Source organism: Clostridioides sp. LIBA-2809 (assembly GCF_056688965.1).
On the sequence record NZ_CP197004.1, the window covers coordinates 1448035 to 1472594 of the forward strand.

The following is a 24560-nucleotide window of genomic DNA, read 5'->3' on the forward strand; positions in this document are numbered from 1 at the left end:
AAAGGGGATATTTTATATCATTAAATTTATATAAATTAATATTTTAAGAATTTATTTGTGTAAAGCTACATATTGCTCTAAACCTTCTTTTAATAATGTAGCAGCTCTATGAAGGTCAGTTTCATTTAGGATGTAAGCTAATCTTATTTCGTCACGTCCTAAACCTGGAGTAGCATAGAATCCTTCAGCAGGGCAAACCATAACTGTTTCATTGTTTTTGTTGAATTCTTTTAACATCCAGATTGTGAAATCTTCTGCATTTTCAACTGGTAATTTAGCAACTATATAGAAAGCACCAGTTGGTTTTTTACATATAACGCCATCAACTTTCATTAATTCATTGTATAATACATCTCTTCTTTTTTTGTATTCTTCATTAACTTCTTTGAAATAAGAAACTGGAGTTTTGTATAATTCAACAGCTCCTATTTGCTCTAATGTAGGAACACAAAGTCTTCCTTGACATAATTTAAGTATTTGAGCTATAAGACCTTTATTTTTACAAGCTATAGAACCTATTCTAGCACCACAAGCACTGTATCTCTTAGAAACACTGTCTATTATTATAACTCTATCTTGTACACCTTCTAAATTACCACAGCTAGTGTACTCAAGTCCATCATAAACAAACTCTCTGTAAACTTCATCTGCTATTATCCATAAATCTTTTTCTTTAGCTATTTCAGCTAGGATATTAAGTTCTTCTTTTGTATAGATTGCACCAGTTGGATTTCCTGGATTAGAAAGAATTATAGCCTTAGTTTTATCATCTACTTTAGACATTATTTCTTCTTTAGATGGAAGGTGGAAACCGTTTTCTGCTTTTGTTGTAACAGCATTAACTTCTACGTTTACACATTGACCAAATCCATTGTAGTTAGTATAGAATGGCTCTGGAACTAATAGATTGTCACCTGGGTCACAAACTGCCATCATAGTGAAAAGTAAAGCTTCACTACCACCATTAGTTACTAGCAATTCATCTTTTTCAAAATTCATATCATAAGTTTTATAGTAATTTTGAAGTGCTTCTAATAATTCTGGAATACCTTCTGATGTAGCATATTCTAAGACTTCACTATCAAAGTTTTTAACAGCATCAAAAAACCCTTTAGGAGTTTTTATGTCTGGTTGTCCTATGTTTAAGTGATATACTTTGATTCCTCTATCTTTTGCTGCTTGTGCAAATGGAACAAGTTTTCTGATTGGAGAGGCCTGCATTGCACTAACTCTGTTTGAATAATTCATTTTAATACCCCCTATTTAATTTAAATACGTATATTGTATTATGTAAATTGTATGTTTGAATACAAGACATCTTTACAAGATAATAATAACATACTTATAGGTAAAAATCATCAAAAAAAATTAATATAGCTCTAAAATAAACTTTTAACAAATTACAGTGAAATACCTATATCCATGCCAATAAATTATGTATTAATAAATTGATTTATTGTAAGATAATGCTTTGATATATTGGCAGTAATATTTTTGTTATAATCTTTTACTTATAGACAAAAATATATAATGATAAATATGTAAATTTATAAAAAATATTATAAATTTATTTAACAGATACGATAAATATCATATAATTATATTAAAGGCTATTAACTAAGAGGTGTTAATTATGAAAGAATTAAGAATAGATCCAATTACTAATGATGTTGTTATATTTGCTACTGATAGATTAAAAAGACCTTTGGATACAGCAGATATACCAAATGAAGATGAAGAAAGCAATGGATATGAAGAAGGATGCCCATTTTGTAAGGGAAATGAGTCTTATGCAACTGATACATTATTTGAAATAGAGGGTGAAGAAGGATGGCTTGTGAAGTCTATTTATAATAAATTTCCTATAATTGATGATGTGGCAAGAGATGTATATGGTGTTCATGAAGTAATGATAGAGAGTGATAAACATAATAGTAATTTTTATAACATGAGTCAAAAAGAATTTGAAGATGTTTTTTTTATGTATAGAGATAGGTTTAGAGAAATGTCGAAAGATGACAGAGTAGAGTATGTTAGTATCTTTAAAAATTTCTTGAGAAAAGCTGGTGCATCTTTAATGCATCCACATGCTCAGATATTGTCTATGTCTTTTATTCCTCCTGAGATTACAAATGAGTTACTAGTTTCAAAAGAGTATTATGATAGTAATAATAGCTCTTTGTATGATGATTTAATCGAAAATGAAATAAATTTAAATACAAGAGTTGTTTATAATGGAGAAGCTTTTATAGTACTTATTCCATATGCAACTAAATATAGCGGAGAAGTAAGAGTAATATTTAAAGATAAAATAAAATTTGATGAGTTAAATGATAATAATGTAAAAGAACTCTCTATGATATTTGAAAAGTTATTTAAAAAACTATATAATATCAATGGATATATGCCATTTAACTTATGTGTTCATACTCATCCAACAAATATTGAAACAAAATCATATTTTAATGTTCATATGCATATAATCCCAAGAAAATATAATTTTGGAGGATTTGAACTTGGAACAAACATGTATGTTTCTTCAATAATCCCTGAAGAGTTAGCAAAAAAATTAAAAATTGATTAAAATATATATTTTTAAGGTATTAAGTAAATAGTAATTTTTAGATAAAGTTATAGTGTTAAATTGTTAAAACAAAAACAAATGAAAAATTAAAAGAAATTTACTGTTTAGATGAGGAGTATAATATGAAATTTATATCATGGAATGTCAATGGAATAAGAGCTTGTGTTGGGAAAGGATTTTTAGACTTTTTCAAAGAAGTTGATGCAGATATATTTTGCTTACAAGAAACTAAATTACAAGAAGGACAAATAGAGTTAGATTTACCAGGGTATTTTCAATACTGGAATTATGCTGAGAGAAAAGGGTATTCAGGTACTGCTATATTTACAAAAAAAGAGCCTTTAAAAGTAATGTATGGAATAAATATAGAAGAACATGACAAAGAAGGTAGAGTCATAACTCTGGAGTTTGAAGATTTTTATTTTATCACTGTATATACACCAAATTCTCAATCTGAATTGAAAAGATTAGAATATAGAACTAGATGGGAAGATGACTTCATAGACTATTTAGTTAAATTAGACAATCATAAGCCTGTAATTGTATGTGGAGATATGAATGTTGCGCATACTGAAATAGATTTAAAAAATCCTAAAAATAATACGAAAAATGCAGGTTTTACGAAAGAAGAAAGAGAAAAATTCTCTAAACTATTGGATAGTGGATTTATAGACACATATAGATACTTTAATCCTGATAAAGAAGGTGTCTATAGTTGGTGGTCATATAGATTTAATGCAAGAAAAAATAATGCAGGATGGAGAATCGATTATTTTTGTGCATCTAAGAAATTAGAAGATAAATTGATAAGTGCAGATATTCACACCGAAGTATTAGGTTCAGACCATTGTCCAGTTGAATTAAAGATAAAATAAAGATTAATCAGGATAAAAATTGGGCTGTAGATATACATTTAAAAATAATTATATTTTAATCTACATGCCTATTTTTAACCTAAGTAAGCTTTATTTGTTTTTTCTTTGAGTGGCATTTTCTAATGCAAATTGATTTGTTTTTCCCATGTTATAAGCTAAGTTAATGATTTTTTTCTCGTCCTTAGTCAATTCACGATTTAAAATTTTCTTAAATTCATCAAATAACTTATCATAATCAATTCTCTTTTTACTGGAATATTTTATAGTTTTAGGTCTGATGTTTGTATACATATATATATCTGGTACTATACTTGGATTGTATATCTTAATAAAGACCTTAGCAGTATAATATGCATCATTTAAAGCATTGTGATAAGACATTTTTTCATCGAGTTGTAATAATGAAATAGCATTTTGTAATCCAATACTTTTTCCTGCTGGATTATCGAAATATTTAGATGCATGTTGTTGAATATTAATATAAGACTTAGGTAAGGTATTTGATGCTAGCTTATGGTAATTAATATTCCTGTACAATTCCTTTAAATCTCCAGAGCCCCATACGCATAATATAGGGTCTTGCGATGATATAAATTCTGTGAAATTGTTGTAAACTTCAGGAAAAGTAGGTGAACAATTAAAGTCAGAATCTTTAATATTAGTCATACGACTAATAAAAGGATGTATTTCTTTGTATATTGTAGGTTTCACATAACTATTAAATGTATCTATTATATTAAATTTAGAATCCAATTTAATTGCTCCTATTTGTATGATTTCAAAAGGACACTTTTCATTGGATATAGTCTTGTTAAGCTTTCTATCAAATCCTTGATTAAATTCCAAATCGAAAATTATGTATTCCATAAAGTTTATCTCCTAAATTTTATTATTATTGCTATTATAGATTATATTATAAGACAAATTAAATTTTTAAAAAAAAATACTTTTATTTTAGTATACCCCATATTTATAAAAATGTTAAACTATTGTATGGAGAATATTTTTTCCAATAAAAAATATTGCGAACTTTTTGTACTTGATATATAATAATATAAATAAAAACACGAATAAAACACGAATATTTTGCAAGAAAAATTCATAAATGTAAGCAAAAATGAATTTTATCTTGTATTTAACAAAATAAAATTTACATAAAAATTATGGGAGAGTGAAAAAATGGATAGTCTATTATATGTAATAGAGAAAGATAAACATACTAATGAAGAAATAAGAGAAATCCTAAAAAACAATAAAAATATAAGATTTGTTTCATTAATGGGGGTTGACTTAGGAGGAAATGCAACAGACGAAAAGATTCCTGTAGAAATATTTTTAGAAGATATAGATAAATTTTTAGAATCAGCTATACAGACTGATGGTTCGAGTGTTGAACTTTATAATATAGCGACATTAAATAATGCAAAAGTTGATTTAATGCCAGATAAAAGTTGTCATTGGTATGTAGATTACAATATGGAATATATAGACGAAGAAGTTGGTTTACCTGTTGGAACATTAAAGATACCTGCATTTTTAATACATGATAATAAAAAAGTATGTTCAAGAGGAGTACTTCAAAAAGCAGATAAGTATTTCAAAAAATCTATGTTTGAGATATTTAAAGAATACCCACATGTGCTAAATAACATAGGAATAGATTCAATAGATGATATGGAAGAAATAATGTTGACAGCAGCTACAGAGCTTGAGTTTTGGGTTAATACTCCTGAGGATAAAGCAGACCTAGAGAAATTATATGTATCACAAAGCCTAAAAGAGCAATACTGGAAAAGAACTCATGGTATTATAAGAACTTGCCTAGAGCAAAGTTTAATAATACTTCAGAAACTAGGTGTAAGCCCTGAAATGGCTCATAAAGAGGTTGGAGGGATACAAAGTTCTATTAGTATAGATGGAAGAACAAACCATGCTATGGAGCAACTAGAAGTTTCTTGGAAGTTTTCTACACCATTACAAGCAGCAGATAATGAGTTATTAGTAAGAGACGTTATAGAAGATGTATTTACATCACATGGACTAGAAGTTACATTTAAAGCAAAACCAATTCATGGAGTTGCAGGAAGTGGTGGGCATACACATGTAGGAGTAAGTGCAAGGCTAAAAGATGGAAGTATCAAAAACCTATTTGCTCCAAAAGATTTAAGAGAAGACTATCTAAGTGAATTAGGATATGGAGCTCTTATGGGACTTCTTTATAATTATGAAGTGTTAAATCCAATTGTAACAGCTTCTAATGATGGATTTAATAGATTAGTTCCTGGATTTGAGGCACCTGTATGTATAGTTACATCTTTAGGTCATAGTTATGAGATTCCATCAAGAAATAGGTCAGTACTTGTTGGATTAATAAGAGATATGAAAAATCCAAAGACTGTAAGATTTGAATTAAGATCACCAAGTCCTCTATCTAACACGTATTTAGTAATAGCAGGATGTTATCAAACAATGTTAGATGGTATAAAAGCAGCAGCTAAGAGTGGTCTTAGCACAAAAGAACTTGAAAAAGAATTGTCTAAAAATGTAGGTGAAGAAGGCTTCTATTTAGAAAAGGATAGAGCATATAGAGATGAAAATGATGTATTTGAGCATTATAGCTTAGAAGAAAGAAATGCAAGATTTGGAATTCCACCAGCTACAGTTTATGAGAATATGAAAAATTTAGAAATATATGCTTCAAAATTAAAATCTTTAAAACAAGGTGATGTATTTACTGATAGTATAATAGAATCATTTAAGGTTGGGGCAATAGATAAGTGGCAAAAAAAATTAAAAACTAGAATAATAGAAGCAGGAATACAAAAGATAAGAAGCATTGTAAAAATACACACAAAAGAAAATATGGATGCACTTGATGAAGTGGTTTGGAATTCAATTTCAGATTTGAAGTTCAACATTATGAAGGATACTTTAACTAGAGAGTCTCTATTTACTAGAGTAAGAGAAGCTGTAGAAAATAAAGATTATCAGACTGCTTCTGATTTACAAATAGAGTTAAAGAGAAGTATGGAAGAAATACAACAATTATATATGCAATACAAGAAAAATATCTACTAAGATAAATTAATAATTTGATTTTAATATTATAAAGGCAATCGAGTATGATTAGGTCATTTGGAGTAAAATCTCAAATACGAAAGCATACTTGATTGCCTTTGGTTTTATAATTTTAAGTTTTGTAATAGAACACTAATTGTAATGAGTATCTATCAATTCCGAGATATAATCAGCAATTTCATCTGGATGAATGACTGTTTTAAATTCTTCTAAATTTTTCTGCATAAAGTTTATTATAGAATCAAATTCATTTGAGACTAATTTATAAAATATATTCTTGAGGTCTAAGTCATCACTATAAATCATTCCAAGACCTTTATCTATTATAAATTTAGCATTTTCAATCTCTTGTCCAACCTTTGGCATTTTTACAAGGACTGGAGTTTGTGATTGAATAGCTTCAAATATGGTTGCTCCTCCAGGTTTAGTTAACATTAGGTCACATTCTTTTATCAGATTATACATGTCATTTACAAATCCAAGTACTTTTATATTTTTTAAAGGTTTTTTATAAGTTAATGTGTCATATAATTTTTTGTTTTTACCTGTAACTATTGTAATTTCTATAGAATCAATATGTTCTTCAATAAATTCGTCTATCCAATGCATAAAATCCTCATCTATATCGAATAGACCTCTTCCTCCACCAAGAAGTAGTAATCTATATTTATCATGACAGAGCTCTTTACTTTCAATTTGAAATCTCTTATCTACAGGAACACCTGTAACCTTTATTGAGTCTGGATTTATTCCCTTCTGAAAAAATCGGTTTTTTATTTCAGGAGATGGAACAAAATATAAATCTGTGTTTTCAAAAACCCACTCCATACTATCTACAACATCTGTTATAACTGTAAGTGTTGGTATATTTATATCAGGATTTTTTATCTTAAAATTATTTACACAAGCTGCTGCTAGTGGAAATGTAGAGATAATTAAATCTGGATTTATATCAGAAATATACTCAGAAAGTTTAGGTGTATATAATTTATGAGAGAAATCATGTCTTGAATCAAACGATTTCTTAAAGTAATAATAGTAATTATATAATCCTGGAGTATATTTTGTATTGTTTTCATAAAGTTTTACCATAGGCTTATTCATCATAGGGATACTTGCATTTATAAAATTTTGTACAACAACATTGTAGTTACTATATTTTTCAATAATACATTCTTTGACTGCTTTTGCGGCACTTATATGGCCAGCACCAAATTGAGCAGTTAAGATTAATATCGTTTTATCTTCTTTTGTTTTAGCCAATTTATCACCACTTTCATAAAATATATCTGATTAGAGTATTATACATTTATAGAAGGATTTAATCAACAAGAATATTTAAAAATAACTATTGTGTAAAACATAGTACTGTGTTATTATGAAAATATAAGAAGTTTTAACATAGTACCTTGTAAAACACAATACTGTGTATTTAAAGAAAGGATGGAGTATATGAACACACAATTTAGAAAGGGTGTTTTAGAAATTTGTGTACTTGCACTAATATCTAAAAAAGATATGTACGGATATGAAATAGTACATAATATCTCTAAAGTGATAGATGTAAATGAAGGAACAATATATCCTATTCTAAGAAGACTTACAAAAGATTTGTATTTCGAAACATATATACTAGAATCTAATGAAGGTCCTGCTAGAAAATACTATAGAATAACTTCACTAGGAAAAGAAAACTTATCCAATCTTATGGAAGAGTGGAGAGAGTTTGTAAAGGCTGTTGAGATTTTAATAAGTGAAGATGAGGGAGGTAATGAACTTGAATAAAACTGAGTTTCTTGAAATTTTAAAGGATTATCTAAAAAAAGATTTTTCTGAGAGCGAAGTTAATGATATATTGAGAGATTATGAAGAGTATTTTGTAGATGGTATTATAGAGGGAAAGAGTGACATGGAGATAATAGCATCACTTGGCTCACCAAAATCTATAGCAAGAGAACTTATATTACAAACTAAAGAAAAAGACACTGAAGAGGAAAAAATAATAAATACTGATGTTTTAAATGATAAATTTAGTAAATTTAAATCAGATATGAAAAAAGGCTATTCTATCTTAAAAGATGAAGCCAAAGAAAAGTACAATAAATCAAAGGAAAATATAAATGATAAACTCACACCAAGTATAGAAGAAAGTGTTGGAGGCTTATCTAGACAAGTTATAAAGGCGTTATTAGTAGTATTATCTTTATTCTTGATTATTCCAGCTTTTGCATTTATATGTGCAGTTATATCTGTTGCCATTGGATTGGTGTGTACATTGATTGCTTTTGTTATATCAATTCCATTTGTGATTAAGTTTATAACAATGGTTCCAGATGTTACGATGTTTTGTATATTTGCGACTATAGGATTTGTAGGACTTGAAATACTTGCATGGCAAATTTTACTGTTTGTTATAAAATTAGGTAAACAATTGCTAGGTAGCTATATAAATTGGATAAAGAGAAAAAATATTTATATAAATGCAAATGAAAAGATGGAAAAAAGAAATAAAGAAATTTTAAGAGAAGAAGACTTGGATAAAGATATTAATGAAGATTCATATAGTGATGATTATAATATAAAAGAAGAAAGTATCAAAAAAACTGACGACTATGATGATAATATAAACTTTGAGGCGATGTATAAGGACCTTGAAGATATAGATGATAAGAAAGGAGAAGATAAACATGAATAAGAAACTTGCCATATTTGCTGCAGTTTTATTGGTAATAGGTATAATTGGAACAACCTGGTCAGGGATTTTAGTTATGCCAAGCTTAATAAACTTTGGGCTAGAAAAGGAAGCTGAATTTAAAAAAGAAAATAAACTTTATCAAGAAAAAGTAAATATTGACAAGTTGGATATAGCTGTTGACAATATAAATGTTACGATAAAGAAACATGCGAGTGAAGATGTGCGTGTTACAACAAAAGGAAATAATGAATTTTACAAGTATAATGTTACTTTAAAAGACAAAACTTTAGTTGTAAAAGGTGAAAGAAAATATGAAAATCAACTTAAAAGGATTAAAAATTTCGACCAATTACTAAATACATCTATAAATAATATGTTTTCACATGATTATAGAGAGCTTGTAATATATGTACCAAATAATGTAGATATAAATGCATCAAGTATAAGTTCATATTTATTCGTATATGATAATGTAGCTTCAAATAATATAACATATAAAACTTCTTATGGAGGTTTTAGCAGAGCTATAACAGAAAATAATGTAAATAAACTGGAAACTTTGAATTTAATATCTAATAGTAATATTGACTTATCAACAAAGTCAATTTTAGGTGTCAAAAATGTAAATATAGAATCAGAATCATTAGACATATCTTCAGAAGATGAAGATGTATTTATCAATAATATAGAAGAGTATATACCTGAAAATGTAAATATAAATGAAAAAATAAGTAGAAATTCACATTATAATAATGAATTTAATTTATATTCTAATTTGCCAATTGCTAAGCATTTAAATATACAAGTTCCAAATTCTAAGGTAAGTCTTAATTTACCAGTGGATAAGTATAAATTTAATTGTGATATAAAGTCAAAAGAAGTAATCGAAGAATTCAATAATGATGAAGAGTATAGTAGTGATGAAGAATATAGTAACGATTCGTCTGATTATGAACATGGTGAAGGACATAGTAACAAATACAAAGACATTAGAGAAATAAAAGGGCTTTTGAATAAAAATATGTCGAATTTAGAACAAGAATATACTATAAAAATAAATTCAAATCGATTAGAACTGTAAATAATTTACTATAATAATTGATAAATTGATTTAAAAGTATAAAAATATAATCTATACTATGGTATAATAAGTATCGAAAGAGAATTAGGAGAGGGATACTTATGAATAAAATAGCAGTAAGTTTTTTAATAATTGCTACTACTTTATCGAGTACAGCATGTATGGATTATAACATCAGCACAGTTGAATTGGTTGACTCTAAAGAGTCAGCAGTTGTAAAGAAGGATGAGGTTGTAAAAGAAGAAGCAACTAGTAAAATGATTAATCCTAAGACTACTACTAAAATACCTATAGAGATAATTTCAAAAGATGAGAAAATAGTAAAATACTTACAGATTGATGAAGAAAGTACACTTAAAGATAAACTACAATTAATCTTAGATACATTATCAAATGAGTATTTTAATGGCTTAGATATGGAAGTGGAAGTCAAGGAAAAAGACAATCTCGTTAAAATAAGTTTAGTAGAACCAGATGAAAAAAGTAGGGTATCTTGGAAAGACGATTATTTAAATGAACAAAATATAAAATACACTATAAACAATATTATAAAAAATGTCATCCAAGAGGAAGATGATAGTATCTGGATTGAAGAAGTAGAAATATACTATAATGGAAAATTAATAGAGTTAATATAAAAAATGATGTGTTTAAAAACACATCATTTTTTTTATTAATTTTTAATCCTTATAAAATCCTTATATTTATGTTTTAGAATGATTCTTGTAAACAAGTTCAATAAAAGAAAGGATGAAAATCATGAGTAATTATATTTTAGAGTTAAGGGGAGTTACTAAAAAGTTTAAGAATGAGGTTGCAGTTGATAATATTTCAATAAAAATTAGACCTAATTCTATTTATGGGTTATTAGGACCAAATGGAGCTGGCAAGTCTACTTTATTAAAAATGATAACTGGAATTTTAAATCCAACTTCAGGAAAAATAATGTTAGAGGGACATAGATGGACTAGAAAAGATTTAGCATATATTGGTTCTCTTATTGAGTCTCCTGCTATATATGAAAATTTAACAGCAAGAGAAAATTTAAAAGTTCATACTACTTTATTAGGTCTACCAGATTCTCGTATTGAAGAAGTATTAAAAATTGTTGATTTAAGAGATACTTTTAAAAAGCGTTCAGGTCAATTTTCTCTAGGTATGAAGCAACGTCTTGGCATTGCTATTGCATTATTAAATCACCCAAAGCTTTTAATCTTAGATGAGCCTACAAATGGTCTTGACCCTATTGGTATTGAAGAGCTTAGAGAATTGATTCGTTCTTTTCCAAAGGAAGGAATTACAGTTATTTTATCAAGCCATATTTTATCTGAAGTTGAACAGGTTGTAGATGAAATAGGAATAATTTCTAATGGAGTAATAGGTTATCAAGGAAAGATATCAAAAGAGCAAAACTTAGAAGAGCTCTTTATGAAAGTAGTAGCTGAAAATAGAAAGAGAGGAAATTAATATGGAAAAATTCGTTAGAGCAGAATTTCAAAAAATGAAAAGAACTTTTGGAATTAGATTGATATGGATAGCCCCAGTATTTTCTATAATTATTGTATTTTTATTTGGTGGAGGACAAAATGGTGTTTACAATTGGTGGTATACTATGTTTCTTCCAGGGGCATTAACATTGATTTCTTCCCTAATAGTACAAAAAGATGAAAAAAAGAAGTATCGTGGTATTTTATCATTACCAATTGAAAAAAAAGATGTTTGGACTGGAAAAATACTTTATTGCATTATATGCTGTTTTATAACATCAATTATTTTTATGATAGGTATAGTTCTTGTTGGGATAGTATATAAGGAAGTTATTTCAATAAGTCAAAATATTATTGGAACCATATTATTAGTTTTATTATTTATGTGGCAGATTCCTCTTTGTATGTTTTTAGCTTCAAAATTTGGTTTGTTTGTTACAATTATAATAAACATGTTTTTTACTATGATTGGAGTTGCAGTTTTTTCGACTACAGAAATATGGTATATATTCCCCTATTCAATTACTCCAAGATTGATGGCTCCTGTATTACATATTCTACCAAATGGACTTCCTGTACCAGAAGGAAGTGAGTTTTTAAATAGTAATGTAATTTTGCCAGGAGTGTTAATATCTATTGTTTTATTTATAGTGCTTTCTTTAGCTACAAATGCTTGGTTTAATAATAGAGAGGTGAAGTAATATGGAACAACTAGTAAGAATTTTTTTTTCTGATTTAATAAAATTAAAGCGAACTTTTATAATACTAATGCACTTTTGCATTGCTTTGATAGGTATGGGATTGTGTTTAGGATATTATAAGTATTCAAGTGCTGATGATATATCAAAGATAGCTGCATATTTACAAGTTATAGCAATAGCGTTTCCTTTATTATCAAGTATTATGTGTTCATTATGTATTGAACAAGAATATTATTCAGGAAGTTATAAACATATGTTAACATCATCTAATCCAAAATATCTTACACTTATAAGTAAGTATATAATATTGATATGCCTTGGTTTTGGAGCAACACTAGTATCTGTATTAGGTTTTAAATTTGGTGTATCTAGTATTTCTAATGAGGTTTATTTTACATTAGATTTTTATGTGATTTCAATTCTGATTTTAGTTGGGAGTAATTTATTTGTATATATATTACATTTATTCTTAAGTTTAAGATTCGGAAAGGGAGCCTCAATTGGAGTGGGTATAGTAGAAACTTTACTCTCAGCAGTGTTGTTAACTGGATTAGGTGCTAGAATTTGGCCTTATATTCCTTGTGTATGGGGTGTTAGATTTATAAGTATTTGGTCATCTTTTTCAAGTTCTAAGACAATTGAATATATTAAAGTTGAATCATTTAAAGAATATCAATCAATAGGATTAGTATGTGGATTTGTAACCATTTTAGCATTTATAATTTTATGTATATGGTTTTCTAAATGGGAGGGTAAAAAGTCTGAAGAATAAAAATAAAAAAGTTACTATTTACTCATATTATTATGTTAGAATATAGCTTAGTGATAAAAATAATCAAATCAAAAGCTAGTTTGTAATTAACTATAAACTAATTAAAGTTTGGAGGATGTGGTGAGGATACTTGTAGGTAAAAAGTCTAATAATAAAAAGATTGTAACACTTAGAACCGTTTTTGTAAGATATTTATCTTTATTCTTTGCTATAACCGTTGTCTTAGTATCTATATTGATATTATCATTTCCTATATTATTATCATTAAATATAATATTACCTGCTAATTATACAGAAAAACAAATCTATGAAAATAAAGATAAGATTATTTCAAGTAAACAAGTAACTAAAGATTTAATTCCAGAGTCGTGTGAGTATGGAGTGTATACTTTAAATGGCAAAGTAATTTCAGGAACTTTCAATAAAGATGAGTCAAAAGAAGTATGGGATTTGATGCGAGGTTTTGAAAGAAGGACGATCAAGTCATCAAAAAACTATATCAAATTGTCCAGAGATAATGAAGTTTGTATAATACGTTATAGTATAGTAGTAGAATTTGTTTCTCCAAATTTAAGGACATATTTACCAAAGCCAGAACTATTAGGAATGATTATTTTTAGTATAATATTTCTTATTGAAATTATTATACTATCAAAATTATTTGGCAAAAAATTAAATGCTGAAATGGAACTTTTAAAAAATACTACAGAAAAAATAGAACAGCAGGATTTAGATTTTGTTGTAGAATCTAGTAAAATTTGTGAAATCAATAATGTTCTTTTTTCTATGGATAAAATGAAGTCAGCTTTAAAAGATTCTTTAGAAAAACAGTGGATGTTAGAAGAGAATCGTAAGGAGCAGATATCTGCATTAGCACATGATATAAAAACACCATTGACTATTATACATGGAAATACTGATTTATTAATTGAAATAAATGAAAATCCAGAGTTATCAGAGTACATGGAATATATAGCAAAAGGTGTTACCCAAATAGAAAAATATATTAATACACTAATAGACATATCAAAAAAAGAGGCTGGTTATATATTAAATAAAGAAGTAATTAATGTAAGTGAATTTATAGAAGATATCTTGATTCAAATAGAAGCATTAGCTAGTACACAAAACTTAAATGTTGAGTTTTCTAAACAAGATGATTTGCCTAAGAATATAACTGTAGATAAAGAATTATTATTTAGAGCTATTATGAATGTAATTTCAAATGCTATAGACTACTCACCAAGCCAGAGTAAACTATACATAAGTGTATCAACAAGCAATAGATACTTAAAATTTGTAATTACAGATTGTGGAAGTGGCTTTTCTAAAGCAGATTTGTCAAAAGCTACAGAACAATTTTATACAGGTGATTTGAGTAGAAATTCTAAATCTCATTATGGAATGGGTCTATATATTGTAAATAATATTGTACAAAAACATAATGGAATTTTACATATTGAAAACTCTATAAAAACTGGTGGTGCTATGGTAACAATTGAAATACCAATGGTTTAATAAATAATATCCATTTTGTAAATACCTAAATTTTGTAGTTTATAGGTATTTATAAAATGGATAATTTTTTGAAATTTTATATACTAGTCAAATCTGATAAAAAGTTTTCAAACATAACTCCATCATTTCTATCAGTATCAAATTGAGATGTGTAATTTATAGTTTTATATATAAAATCTGTTGCTGTATTAACTGCCACTCCTAAATCATGTTTATTCACTAACATACCACAAAGGATAGATGTGAATATATCTCCTGTTCCACTATAAGAGCAATTATTGTATTTAACTGATGTAAAAAATACATGGTCAGTATCTCTATCATAAGCCAAATTTAATATATTGTCCTCTTCTAATATACCAGTAATAACAACCTTGCTAGGTCCTAAATCAGATACAGCTTTTGCAATAGATATAAGTTCATCTCTATTGTAATCACTTTTGGTATAATCCTTCCCAGTCAAAAAACAAGCTTCTGTTAAATTAGGAGTAGTTAAATCTGAATGTCTAACTAGTTCTTTGATTTCTTGTCTCATTTCTTCTGTAAAGATTGGATACATGACTCCATTATCACCCATAACAGGGTCAACTACGATAAAAGCATTGGGATAATCATTTATAAAATTAGCCACTATTTCAATTTGATGTTTTGAACCTAAAAAACCACTATATATACTATCAAAGTTGACTTTTAAATTTTTCCAAACATTTGAATATTTTACCATTTCATCAGTACAATCTAAAAAAGTAAATTCAGGATAACCAGTTTGACTTGAAAGTATAGCTGTTGGAAATGGACAACATTGAACCTTTAATGCTGAAAGTATAGGTATAGCAACTGATAATGAACATTTTCCTATTCCAGATAAGTCATTAATTGCTGCGACTTTTTTTTGCATAAAAAACCCTCCATTAGTATGTATTAATTATAATGATGCCAAAATATTTATATACATATATATTACTATAAAAAAAAGAAAAAAGTAGATTATAAAATAAAAAATTGTAAAAAAAACAGTGTATCAATACAATTAATTTTTAATATTGGACATAATAAAATAAAGAATTATCAAATATGAAAATTATTATATGTGACAGAATATTCTTTGTAATTTCATTTGTAAGGTGTACTATTTGGGAGGTGTAGCTTTGAAAATGCTGAAAAATAAGAATAAGTACATCAAAGGTATAATGGCATTTGTATTTTTATCTTTAGCTACTACAGCAGGTGTATTTTTAGTCAATGATTTAAGCATGAAAAATATGGAGGAAAAAGTCATAGAATCTGCAAATGTTGAAGGTGATGATGTAAAAGACCAATATAAGCTATTGCTTGAAAACTTATTTGACTACAGAAATAAGGCAATATTAGAGAAAAATGAAAATATTTTAAAAGGTCTTTATGAGACAGATAAAAAATTTGGTCTTTGGGCTTATGAAAATGAAGTAAAAAAGATGAAATATTTAGAGAATTGGTCTAGTAAACAAGGAGTAAAATTTAAGGACATAAAAACAAGAGTTAAGATTAAAAAAATAAAAGAAAAAGAAAAAGACCTATATGGTATAATCTGCTCTGTATCGACTGAGTATAAATATTCATATGAAAATCAAAAGGACAAAGAAAATGTCTTTAGAATAGGTACATATCATTATCTAAATGTAAAAATTATGGATAATCAATATGTCATAACTAAAGAGTGGTATACAGACCCTTTTGCAGATTCTTTAAATTTAGAAAACATAAAATCTGATGATATAAGAAACTATATTGGTCAACAAAATGGTGTAGAGTTACAGCTTACAGATGAACAAAAGAAGGCTATAGATTATGCACATAAATACTGTGGAGCAGCAGCTAATGAGGAACATGGTATGAAATTTAATCCAAACTATAGAGATTATAATCCAGAAGGTGGAGATTGTGCGAATTTTGCATCACAGATAATGTTTGAAAGTGGGAGATTCAAGAAGAACTCAATTTGGAATTATAGTGAAAGAGCAGGTACAAAAGCATGGGTAAATGCACAAGCTTTTAAAAATTATTCATTGTATAGTGGAAGAGGTTCATTAATAGCGAAAGGTTCCTATGAAGAAGTATACAAAGAAGCTTATAATCTACGTCCAGGGGATTTTGTCGGATATGAGAAAAAAGGCAGAATAACACATGTTTCAACAGTAACAGGACTAGATTCAAGAGGATACCCTCTGGTAACTTGTCACAATACTGATAGAATGTTGGTTCCATGGGATTTAGGCTGGAGTGATAAATCTATAAGGTTCCATATAATAAAGATAAATTATTAAAAATTTATAAAGAAAAATAAAGTGTAAAAGAGAATAATGGCTTAATATTATAAAGTAAAAAAAATGATTATTAATGTATAAAAATAATAATAATTGACAAACATAGCTATATATGATAGAGTAGTACTAAGGTTACAGAAAAGAGTAGCTAAATAATTGTGTTTTTTTAGGAGGATTTATTAATGAAAACTGGTGTAGTTAAATGGTTTAACAACGAAAAAGGATTTGGATTTATATCTGTAGAAGGTGAAGGAGATGTTTTCGTACATTTCTCAGCTATAACTGGAGACGGATACAAAACATTAGAAGAAGGACAAAGTGTAGAATTTGAAGTAGTAGATGGAGCTAAAGGTCCTCAAGCTGCTAACGTAGTTAGATTATAATTAAAAATTCATATATATTAGTGTTCTAGTAATATGAGAGATAAGCCGCTAATCGTTTAGCGGTTTTTTCATTTTTTGTAAACAAAATAAATTAATAAATAAATTAAAATAAAAGCATTAATAATAAGATAAATATGTTAAAATTAATATTGTAGAGTAAATTTATTATGGCTAAGTTTAAGTCAATTAATTTTTAGTTAATTTTGCTAAAAAGAGAATAAGTGATACTGATAGACCATATAAAAATATTAATAAAGCATAAACAAGATTAAAATGACCAAAAGAAAAACGCTTGTTACAGCGTATAGTATGTAATAATACTTAGAAAATAAGAAAGGAGAAAGTTACTGCAAAAAGTAACATTATAAATATTCAATAATATTTATAATTTTTCGGTAACGGTGGTAGTGTAATGAACATATTATTCTTTCTAACACCAAAAAGTGAAGTAGCATATATATATGAAGACTACACTATAAGGCAAGCCCTAGAAAAAATGGAATATCACAAATACTCTGCAATTCCAATAATAAGTAAGGATGGTAAATATATTGGAACTATAACAGAAGGTGATTTTTTATGGACATTAAAAAACGACTTAAATCTGGACTTAAAAGGATTGGAAGATGTTCCTGTGACAGATATTAATAGAAAAATGGATAATTCTCCTGTTTCCATCAATGCAGATATAGAAGATTTAGTTATAAAATCTTTAAATCAAAATTTTATTCCTGTTATAGATGACCAAGACACATTTATTGGGATAATAAAAAGAAGAGATGTTATAGGTTATTGTTATGAGATAATACGAGGATACAAAAATCTAGCTAATGATAATTAAAAATTTTATTGAAACTTTTTAAGCTGTGTTCTTTATAATAAAAGAATAAAAATCTGAAATTAAAAATTTAAACTTTAATATAAGAAGCTGTCTTTTACAATAAAAATTGTGAAAAGACAGCTTTTTTTATACATCATTTTGTGATTAATCGTTGTACTTTACAAGGTTTCCGTATTTAGCATTAAGAGCATTTATTTTATTTCCATAAACCTCATTTTGTTTTTGGTATAATAAACTTTTTTCAACTTCAGCTTTAGCTTCATCAAATGAAGATTCTGTGCTTTCTTGAAGGTCTTCTAATTTTATTATGTGATATCCAAATTGAGTCTTAACTGGCTCACTTACTTCACCTTTAGCCATAGAGAATACAGCTTCTTCAAATTCAGGAACCATTTGTCCTCTACCGAATGTTCCTAAATCACCACCCATGTCTTTAGATGGGCAAGAAGAATGTTTAACAGCGGCATCTTCAAAAGATATTTCTTCTGATTTTATTTGAGCAAGTATTTCTTTAGCTTTTTCATCACTATCTACTAATATATGTTTAGCAGTTGCACTTTCTGGTTTAGAGAAAGAGCTCTTATTAGCTTCAAAGAATTCTACTTTTTCATCTTCTGTTACATCAACACTAGATAAAACTTTATTTATAGCAAATTGCTTTAATACATTTTCTTCTATCTTTTTCATTTCTGACTTGAATATTTCTTCTTCATTTAATTTTTCTTCTTTAGCATCTAATAAGAATAATTCTTGGTTTACTAAATCATTTAATAAATGTTTTTTACCTTCTTCAGTTTTAAATTGCATAGCTTGATAAGGGTCTAATGACTTTAATGCATTTTCAATATCAATATTAGTTATCTCTTTTTCTCCAACTGTTGCTAAAACTTTTTTTTCCATAATAGTTAACTCCTTTATAGTGTATTTCATTATTAATATAAAAACTACCATCTTAAATAATATCAGAAAACAATGTAGATGTCTAACATTTAAACCCATATTAAGTCAAATAGAATTAAATTTAGTAGAACAAAGTTATTACAATCAATAAAAGTGAGCTCATAATACCTACTACACCTTCTTCATGTTTAAATTTAAGTGTTTTTACCATCGAATAATAAAAATATACCCCAGTAAAAATTATCTTTAGATATAGGAAAGATAAACTTTTAGGATATATTAAAAAGCTGAAAAGAGTAAATATAAAAGCAAGTAGAGTACTTATTCTGTAAAAGAAATCTATTTGTGTAACGTCCTTATATTTTATCATAAACACTGAATATAAAATGATGAAAATAATTGCTACAATTGCGTATACAGTAAATAATATATTTTCAATAGTTCCATTTGAAATTACTATCCACTTATACCACATAATTGGCCAAAAAAATAATGCTAAGAACTTAAAATAATTATCAAACAACTTTTCTTTATACATTCATCAAACAACCTTTCTTAACAAAAGCATGTATTTATTTTTAGAATTTTAAATAATGTGATACCATTATTATATATTAATATTGAATTTATAGAAACCAAAATTTGTTAAAATAAATATATAGATTTTACTGTTAGGTCAATTGAAAATACTACCATTTTTATTATGAAATTGGATCAAATATGTAGAAATATGGCAAGTTGGTTAATATTAGATATTTATTACTTCCAAGTGATAAAGATTGTTTTTTTAATGATAAGAATTCTAGTCTTTTTTGAAAAAAATTAATATCAACATTAAGTATATCTGCCATTTCGTAAACGCAAGTGATACCAGAATTAATTATATTTATTATATCTTCTTCAGTAATTAAGAATTCACAAGCCCATTTTAAAGCCTTATTTTCACATTTGTCTATAATGATTTTTGTATAATAATCGTTATAAGAAGACACATAGTATCCAAGACTGGTGAAATGATGCCCAAGCTCCTCGGCCAAGATAGATGTAAGTTTTTTTGTATTTTGTTTTAAATTACTGAGTAATGATATGATTTTCATACCATGTTTATTTATATAGAGTCCTTCTAAATCACCTGCAATATAAGTAGTATAATGAATTATTATCTCTTCCTGAGATGCTAATTCAAAGAGTTTATCCAAATTATTCATAAAAATCCCCCTAAAATAGAATGTATGTTTGCTTTGAAATTATATTAAAGGAGCAGAAAATAGACTGCTCATCATATGGTTTATTTTTTTTTATATTTATTTAGTAAAAATTCTATATAATCATTAAGTTGTTCTTGTGCCTCTTCAGGCAATTCTTCATGTGGATTTTTTCTATGTGCAGCTACTGTATCAATATTTTCTTTAACTAAGGTTCTTCCAAGAAGGTAATCAACTGATACATTAAACACATCAGCCAACTTATTTAAAATGTGTTCATCAGGAAATCTGTTTTCTGTTTCATAGTATCCTAAGACTCTTTGGGAAACTCCTACTTTTTCACCAAGTTCTCTTTGAGTCAATCCAAATTCCTTTCTAAGTTCTCTTAATCTTTTGGCAAACATTATAACACCACCTTATGTATAGATTATAACAAATTGTTCTAAAAAATAAAACTATGAAAGTATAAAAAGAATATTTTTTTCTAAAATCTATTGATAAAGAACAAATAATTCTATATAATATGGATATAGAAGAACAAAATATTCTTAAAAGTGGTGGAGGTATGAAAATTATGTTTAAAAACAATTTGAAATATTATAGAAAATGTAAAGGTATGACACAAATTCAACTTGCTAGAAAAGCAGGTATTACAAATGACTATATATCTCAAATAGAAAGAGGTATAAAAAATCCTGGACTTCTTATGGCTAAAAAAATTTCTAATATTTTAGAACAAAATATAGATGAAGTTTTTTTTATGTAATTATAGAACAATATGTTCTTGAAAGTTATGAGATTAGTAAAAACTGTACATTAAAGAGATTATTATGAATTTAAAGCTAATATAAGCATATAAAAAAGGAGAAATACTATGGAAAACAAAAAAGATATATTATTTAAAGAAACAGATGAAAGATTACATAATTATAAGTATTTGGATATAAAGATAAAGAACATTAATTTGGATATAAAAAGATGTGAAAATGAATACGCTGGGTGTGGAGCAATGGTGTATACAGAAAAGATTAGTGCTACATATAATATAAGTTCTTCTGTTGAAAATGAAGTTATAAAAAAAGAAGAGCGATTAAGAAAATTAAAGATGGAAAAAGAAGATATAGAAATAGAAAAAGAAAAGATAGAAAATGCTCTAACATGCCTAAATGATATGGAAACGGAGTTTTTTAATCTTTTCTACAATAGTAAGACAAAAAACAATATGACTTATATTTCTATGAAGTTACATTTAGATAGAACCTCTTGTTACAATTTAAAGAAAAAGATGATATTTAAATTAAATGAGATATTATAAAAAACAGGACAAATTTTAAACACTTTATATACACTATTGCAACAATAGGCTATAAAATATGTGAGATAATGTTATTGTGAAAGAAATCCATATTGAAGGAGGTGATGAATTGAAAAGAATAATATTACCTAAAAATATAGAAGATACTTGATAGGAATAAATGAGATGGGTATTTAAAAATGACTTATATCATTTATAGTAAGATTATCAGATTAAGCAAAAATATTTAGTGATAGAGTGGTGATTGTTTGCTTAAATACAAAGAAATAATAGAAACAATTATTGAGACTCTCAAAAAAAACTTTACTGAAAATGTTTTTATTGATGATGAAAGTGTGCAAGGCTCAGAAGGGTCTTGTTTTTTTGTAAGTATATTGTCAGTTATTTGTACACCTATAATGTTAAATACAAATAACAAAGATATTATTATATCTATAAAATATTTACCAAAGTCACAATCAAACAGTATTAGAATGTATGAAGTCTCAGACGAATTAAATAAGCTATTCAACAGAAATATAAAGGTAACAGACAGAAAATTAAATATAACAAAACTAGAACAGAGTATCAAAAAAGAGGAGTCAATTTATACATTGAACTTTTCAATCACATTAAACTATCTTGATAGTGTATATGAAGAAGAAGTAGTATATGAAAATATGGAAGAAATCAATTTGAATTTAGGAGAGTGATAGTATGGCTATAGGATTACCAAGTATCAATATATCATTTAAGGAGTTAGCTACAACTGTTAAAGAACGTTCAGCTAGAGGAATAATCGCAATGGTGCTTAAAGATACTAAGGCACTAGGTCTTAATGAGATACATGAAAAAGAGGATATACCAGCTGATTTATCTGCTGAAAATAAAGAATATATAAATTTGGCTTTGATGGGAAATGTTAATACTCCAAATAAGTTATTAGCTTATGTAATAGAGGGAGAGGCAGATATTCAAACTGCATTAGACTTCCTAGAGACTAAGGAATTTAATTATCTATGTATGCCAAAAGCAGTAGAAGCTGATAAGACTGCTATAAAAAATTGGATAATTAAACTTAGAGACACAGATAAAGTGAAAGTTAAGGCTGTATTAGGAAAAGTTGTAGGAAATCATGAAGGTATAATTAATTTTACTACAGAAGACGTACTAGTTGGAGAAAAGAAATACAGTGTTGATGAGTTTACAAGTAGAGTGGCAGGTCTTATAGCAGGAACACCTTTAAGTCAATCAATAACTTATACTAAGCTTAGTGATGTAGTTGATATACCTAAGATGACTAAAGTTGATGCGGAATCAAAGGTTAATAAAGGAGAGCTTATACTTATTAAGGAAGCAGGGGCTGTAAGAATTGCTAGAGGAGTAAATTCTTTAACTGAGTTAACAGAAGAAAAAGGAGAAATGTTCCAGAAGATAAAAATAGTTGATACTTTAGATATTATAAATAATGATATTAAGAAAGTAATAATAGATGATTATATAGGCAGAATTCCTAATAGTTATGATAATAAATGCATACTAATAGTGGCAATAAAAGAATACCTAGAAGAATTAGAAAAGGAAGAATTAATAGAAGTTGGTTCACTTGTAGATATAGACATAGAATCACAAAAACAGTATTTGAAATCTAAAAATATAGATATATCTAATATGAAAGAACAAGAAATAAGAGAGGCAAATACAGGTTCAAAAGTGTTCTTAACAGCAAAAATAAAGATGTTAGATGCTATGGAAGATATAGATTTATCAATAGAGATATAGGAGGATTATTAATATGGCAAAGATGGAAGCTAGAAACGTAATGAGCGGTACTTGGGGAGAGCTTTGGCTTGATGGGGATAAAGTAGCAGAAGTAAAGAAATTCCAAGCAAAGATGGAATTTACAAAGGAAGACATTATAATAGCAGGTCAAATGGGTACTGATACAAAGTATATGGGATACAAAGGCAAAGGTTCAATAACTTTATACCATGTTAGCTCAAGAATGCACAAATTAATTGGAGAAAAGATAAAGAGAGGTTTTGAACCTAGATTTGTTGCTATATCTAAATTAAATGACCCAGATTCTTATGGAGCAGAAAGAATAGCAGTAAAGAATATAGCCTTTGATGATTTAACTTTAGCTGATTGGGAAGTTGGAGTAAAAGGAGAGATAGAAGCTCCTTTTACATTTACTGAATATGATTTTCTTGATGTGATTTAGTTTTAAATAGATAATTGATAAATAAAGATAGATAGTAAATATATAATTAATGAGTACATGTAATTAGTTAATAAAAATTGATTGATAAAGGAGTAAATAATAATGGGTGAAAATGGATTACCAAAGAATGTAAATATAGTAGACTTACTTTTAAATGCAGATACAGAAAATTTAGAAAGACCAAGTACAATAGTTGAACTTAAGAGATTATCTAATGTTTTTGGTCAAGAGTTTAAGGTAATGTGTAGAGCTTTAACAATAAGTAAGGATGAGGAAATACAAAACACTTGTCTTAAAATTGATGAAAATATGAAAACAGACATAGATTTACCAGAGATGCAAATGCTTACAGTAATAGAAGGCATTTGTGATTTGGATGGAAAACTTCTATTTAAAAATAAGGAGTTAATGGAGAAGTTTAAGGCTCCAACTCCAAAAGAATTGGCAAGAAAATTACTGCTACCAGGTGAAATTACTAACTTATACAGAATACTTCAAGATGTTATGGGTTATGGCAAAAACGCAGTAATAGAAGAGGTAAAAAACTAATAGGGACGGATACCAAGACTACAATAATGTATTATTATTGGAAGAAGAGAGGTATTAGACCGTCCCTTTT

General features: G+C 27.3%; 27 protein-coding genes. 20 read left to right on the top strand and 7 right to left on the bottom strand.

All coding sequences use genetic code 11. The features are described 5' to 3' along the window. Positions 1–51 precede the first annotated feature (51 nt). Positions 52–1248, bottom strand: a complete 1197-nt coding sequence (locus ACTG44_RS06955; RefSeq protein ID WP_021384092.1) for a pyridoxal phosphate-dependent aminotransferase — start codon at positions 1246–1248, stop codon at positions 52–54. Between the two features lie 385 nt (positions 1249–1633). On the opposite strand from ACTG44_RS06955, the gene galT reads away from it, so the two are divergent. Next, positions 1634–2584, top strand: a complete 951-nt coding sequence (gene galT, locus ACTG44_RS06960) for a galactose-1-phosphate uridylyltransferase (protein ID WP_021384097.1) — start codon at positions 1634–1636, stop codon at positions 2582–2584. Positions 2585–2706: 122 nt separating this feature from the next. Beyond that, positions 2707–3459 (top strand): exodeoxyribonuclease III, encoded by a 753-nt coding sequence (locus ACTG44_RS06965; RefSeq protein ID WP_021384096.1) that lies wholly within the window; start codon positions 2707–2709, stop codon positions 3457–3459. 90 nt (positions 3460–3549) lie between these two features. On the opposite strand, the gene ACTG44_RS06970 is transcribed toward ACTG44_RS06965, so the two are convergent. After that, positions 3550–4326, bottom strand: coding sequence for a 3'-5' exonuclease (locus ACTG44_RS06970; protein WP_479918426.1), 777 nt, complete (start codon positions 4324–4326; stop codon positions 3550–3552). Between the two features lie 312 nt (positions 4327–4638). On the opposite strand from ACTG44_RS06970, the gene ACTG44_RS06975 reads away from it, so the two are divergent. Further along, a complete protein-coding gene (locus ACTG44_RS06975; RefSeq protein ID WP_479921500.1) occupies positions 4639–6537 on the top strand; it encodes a type I glutamate--ammonia ligase in 1899 nt (632 codons plus the stop codon). A gap of 132 nt (positions 6538–6669) precedes the next feature. On the opposite strand, the gene ACTG44_RS06980 is transcribed toward ACTG44_RS06975, so the two are convergent. Next, on the bottom strand, positions 6670–7800 hold the full coding sequence (locus tag ACTG44_RS06980; protein ID WP_479918428.1) for an MGDG synthase family glycosyltransferase: 1131 nt from the start codon (positions 7798–7800) through the stop codon (positions 6670–6672). Positions 7801–7989: 189 nt separating this feature from the next. On the opposite strand from ACTG44_RS06980, the gene ACTG44_RS06985 reads away from it, so the two are divergent. From ACTG44_RS06985 to ACTG44_RS07020, 8 genes are all read left to right on the top strand, one after another. Beyond that, entirely contained in the window at positions 7990–8322 is a 333-nt protein-coding gene (locus tag ACTG44_RS06985) for a PadR family transcriptional regulator (protein ID WP_009889116.1), read from the top strand. Beyond that, positions 8309–9232 (top strand): DUF1700 domain-containing protein, encoded by a 924-nt coding sequence (locus ACTG44_RS06990; RefSeq protein WP_479921501.1) that lies wholly within the window; start codon positions 8309–8311, stop codon positions 9230–9232. Before ACTG44_RS06985 ends, ACTG44_RS06990 begins: the two co-directional genes overlap by 14 nt. Beyond that, entirely contained in the window at positions 9225–10313 is a 1089-nt protein-coding gene (locus tag ACTG44_RS06995) for a DUF4097 family beta strand repeat-containing protein (protein WP_021384078.1), read from the top strand. Before ACTG44_RS06990 ends, ACTG44_RS06995 begins: the two co-directional genes overlap by 8 nt. A gap of 101 nt (positions 10314–10414) precedes the next feature. Continuing rightward, complete coding sequence (locus ACTG44_RS07000) at positions 10415–10951, top strand: hypothetical protein (RefSeq protein ID WP_021384093.1); 537 nt, start codon at positions 10415–10417, stop codon at positions 10949–10951. 121 nt (positions 10952–11072) lie between these two features. Further along, complete coding sequence (locus tag ACTG44_RS07005; RefSeq protein WP_021384081.1) at positions 11073–11780, top strand: lantibiotic protection ABC transporter ATP-binding protein; 708 nt, start codon at positions 11073–11075, stop codon at positions 11778–11780. A gap of 1 nt (position 11781) precedes the next feature. After that, positions 11782–12501: a lantibiotic immunity ABC transporter MutE/EpiE family permease subunit gene (locus tag ACTG44_RS07010; protein ID WP_479918431.1), complete on the top strand. Its 720-nt coding sequence runs from the start codon at positions 11782–11784 to the stop codon at positions 12499–12501. A gap of 1 nt (position 12502) precedes the next feature. Next, on the top strand, positions 12503–13273 hold the full coding sequence (locus ACTG44_RS07015; protein ID WP_167640035.1) for a lantibiotic immunity ABC transporter MutG family permease subunit: 771 nt from the start codon (positions 12503–12505) through the stop codon (positions 13271–13273). A gap of 126 nt (positions 13274–13399) precedes the next feature. Continuing rightward, positions 13400–14791, top strand: a complete 1392-nt coding sequence (locus ACTG44_RS07020) for a sensor histidine kinase (RefSeq protein ID WP_479918777.1) — start codon at positions 13400–13402, stop codon at positions 14789–14791. Between the two features lie 76 nt (positions 14792–14867). Here the strand turns inward: ACTG44_RS07020 and ACTG44_RS07025 are convergent, their stop codons facing one another. Next, entirely contained in the window at positions 14868–15689 is an 822-nt protein-coding gene (locus tag ACTG44_RS07025; RefSeq protein WP_479918432.1) for a pyridoxamine kinase, read from the bottom strand. A 256-nt stretch (positions 15690–15945) separates the two neighbouring features. On the opposite strand from ACTG44_RS07025, the gene ACTG44_RS07030 reads away from it, so the two are divergent. From ACTG44_RS07030 to ACTG44_RS07040, 3 genes are all read left to right on the top strand, one after another. Continuing rightward, positions 15946–17094: an amidase domain-containing protein gene (locus ACTG44_RS07030; RefSeq protein ID WP_044213125.1), complete on the top strand. Its 1149-nt coding sequence runs from the start codon at positions 15946–15948 to the stop codon at positions 17092–17094. Between the two features lie 182 nt (positions 17095–17276). Further along, positions 17277–17477, top strand: coding sequence for a cold-shock protein (locus ACTG44_RS07035; protein WP_003419624.1), 201 nt, complete (start codon positions 17277–17279; stop codon positions 17475–17477). Positions 17478–17889: 412 nt separating this feature from the next. Continuing rightward, positions 17890–18318 (top strand): CBS domain-containing protein, encoded by a 429-nt coding sequence (locus ACTG44_RS07040; protein WP_021384091.1) that lies wholly within the window; start codon positions 17890–17892, stop codon positions 18316–18318. A gap of 144 nt (positions 18319–18462) precedes the next feature. Here ACTG44_RS07040 and ACTG44_RS07045 read toward each other — a convergent pair whose 3' ends face one another. From ACTG44_RS07045 to ACTG44_RS07055, 3 genes are all read right to left on the bottom strand, one after another. Further along, positions 18463–19218, bottom strand: a complete 756-nt coding sequence (locus tag ACTG44_RS07045) for a peptidylprolyl isomerase (protein ID WP_479918433.1) — start codon at positions 19216–19218, stop codon at positions 18463–18465. Positions 19219–19919: 701 nt separating this feature from the next. Further along, positions 19920–20426 (bottom strand): ImmA/IrrE family metallo-endopeptidase, encoded by a 507-nt coding sequence (locus ACTG44_RS07050; protein WP_021384113.1) that lies wholly within the window; start codon positions 20424–20426, stop codon positions 19920–19922. A gap of 80 nt (positions 20427–20506) precedes the next feature. Then, on the bottom strand, positions 20507–20827 hold the full coding sequence (locus tag ACTG44_RS07055) for an XRE family transcriptional regulator (RefSeq protein WP_003428185.1): 321 nt from the start codon (positions 20825–20827) through the stop codon (positions 20507–20509). Positions 20828–20946: 119 nt separating this feature from the next. Here ACTG44_RS07055 and ACTG44_RS07060 point away from each other — a divergent pair, with 119 nt between their 5' ends. From ACTG44_RS07060 to ACTG44_RS07085, 6 genes are all read left to right on the top strand, one after another. Further along, a complete protein-coding gene (locus ACTG44_RS07060) occupies positions 20947–21189 on the top strand; it encodes a helix-turn-helix transcriptional regulator (RefSeq protein ID WP_479918434.1) in 243 nt (80 codons plus the stop codon). 108 nt (positions 21190–21297) lie between these two features. Continuing rightward, positions 21298–21738, top strand: a complete 441-nt coding sequence (locus tag ACTG44_RS07065; RefSeq protein WP_479918435.1) for a hypothetical protein — start codon at positions 21298–21300, stop codon at positions 21736–21738. A 248-nt stretch (positions 21739–21986) separates the two neighbouring features. Continuing rightward, complete coding sequence (locus ACTG44_RS07070; protein ID WP_479918436.1) at positions 21987–22430, top strand: phage tail terminator family protein; 444 nt, start codon at positions 21987–21989, stop codon at positions 22428–22430. 4 nt (positions 22431–22434) lie between these two features. After that, positions 22435–23499, top strand: a complete 1065-nt coding sequence (locus ACTG44_RS07075) for a phage tail sheath subtilisin-like domain-containing protein (RefSeq protein WP_021384076.1) — start codon at positions 22435–22437, stop codon at positions 23497–23499. 13 nt (positions 23500–23512) lie between these two features. After that, positions 23513–23941 carry a phage tail tube protein gene (locus tag ACTG44_RS07080; protein WP_479921502.1) on the top strand — a complete coding sequence of 143 codons (429 nt, stop codon included), beginning with the start codon at positions 23513–23515 and terminating at the stop codon, positions 23939–23941. Positions 23942–24043: 102 nt separating this feature from the next. After that, positions 24044–24490, top strand: a complete 447-nt coding sequence (locus ACTG44_RS07085; RefSeq protein ID WP_479920053.1) for a phage tail assembly chaperone — start codon at positions 24044–24046, stop codon at positions 24488–24490. The last annotated feature ends 70 nt before the right edge of the window (positions 24491–24560 follow it).

Coding starts and splice junctions, on each gene's coding strand:
- ACTG44_RS06955 (WP_021384092.1), bottom strand. CDS start 1,248: ATGAATTATTCAAACAGAGTTAGTGCAATGCAGGCCTCTCCAATCAGA.
- ACTG44_RS06975 (WP_479921500.1), top strand. CDS start 4,639: ATGGATAGTCTATTATATGTAATAGAGAAAGATAAACATACTAATGAA.
- ACTG44_RS06985 (WP_009889116.1), top strand. CDS start 7,990: ATGAACACACAATTTAGAAAGGGTGTTTTAGAAATTTGTGTACTTGCA.
- ACTG44_RS07085 (WP_479920053.1), top strand. CDS start 24,044: ATGGGTGAAAATGGATTACCAAAGAATGTAAATATAGTAGACTTACTT.
- ACTG44_RS07010 (WP_479918431.1), top strand. CDS start 11,782: ATGGAAAAATTCGTTAGAGCAGAATTTCAAAAAATGAAAAGAACTTTT.
- ACTG44_RS07055 (WP_003428185.1), bottom strand. CDS start 20,827: ATGTTTGCCAAAAGATTAAGAGAACTTAGAAAGGAATTTGGATTGACT.
- ACTG44_RS07080 (WP_479921502.1), top strand. CDS start 23,513: ATGGCAAAGATGGAAGCTAGAAACGTAATGAGCGGTACTTGGGGAGAG.
- ACTG44_RS06965 (WP_021384096.1), top strand. CDS start 2,707: ATGAAATTTATATCATGGAATGTCAATGGAATAAGAGCTTGTGTTGGG.
- ACTG44_RS07000 (WP_021384093.1), top strand. CDS start 10,415: ATGAATAAAATAGCAGTAAGTTTTTTAATAATTGCTACTACTTTATCG.
- ACTG44_RS06990 (WP_479921501.1), top strand. CDS start 8,309: ATGAACTTGAATAAAACTGAGTTTCTTGAAATTTTAAAGGATTATCTA.
- ACTG44_RS07005 (WP_021384081.1), top strand. CDS start 11,073: ATGAGTAATTATATTTTAGAGTTAAGGGGAGTTACTAAAAAGTTTAAG.
- ACTG44_RS06970 (WP_479918426.1), bottom strand. CDS start 4,326: ATGGAATACATAATTTTCGATTTGGAATTTAATCAAGGATTTGATAGA.
- ACTG44_RS07040 (WP_021384091.1), top strand. CDS start 17,890: ATGAACATATTATTCTTTCTAACACCAAAAAGTGAAGTAGCATATATA.
- ACTG44_RS07065 (WP_479918435.1), top strand. CDS start 21,298: ATGGAAAACAAAAAAGATATATTATTTAAAGAAACAGATGAAAGATTA.
- ACTG44_RS07060 (WP_479918434.1), top strand. CDS start 20,947: ATGGATATAGAAGAACAAAATATTCTTAAAAGTGGTGGAGGTATGAAA.
- ACTG44_RS07045 (WP_479918433.1), bottom strand. CDS start 19,218: ATGGAAAAAAAAGTTTTAGCAACAGTTGGAGAAAAAGAGATAACTAAT.
- ACTG44_RS07015 (WP_167640035.1), top strand. CDS start 12,503: ATGGAACAACTAGTAAGAATTTTTTTTTCTGATTTAATAAAATTAAAG.
- galT (WP_021384097.1), top strand. CDS start 1,634: ATGAAAGAATTAAGAATAGATCCAATTACTAATGATGTTGTTATATTT.
- ACTG44_RS07025 (WP_479918432.1), bottom strand. CDS start 15,689: ATGCAAAAAAAAGTCGCAGCAATTAATGACTTATCTGGAATAGGAAAA.
- ACTG44_RS07075 (WP_021384076.1), top strand. CDS start 22,435: ATGGCTATAGGATTACCAAGTATCAATATATCATTTAAGGAGTTAGCT.
- ACTG44_RS07035 (WP_003419624.1), top strand. CDS start 17,277: ATGAAAACTGGTGTAGTTAAATGGTTTAACAACGAAAAAGGATTTGGA.
- ACTG44_RS06995 (WP_021384078.1), top strand. CDS start 9,225: ATGAATAAGAAACTTGCCATATTTGCTGCAGTTTTATTGGTAATAGGT.
- ACTG44_RS07030 (WP_044213125.1), top strand. CDS start 15,946: ATGCTGAAAAATAAGAATAAGTACATCAAAGGTATAATGGCATTTGTA.
- ACTG44_RS07050 (WP_021384113.1), bottom strand. CDS start 20,426: ATGAATAATTTGGATAAACTCTTTGAATTAGCATCTCAGGAAGAGATA.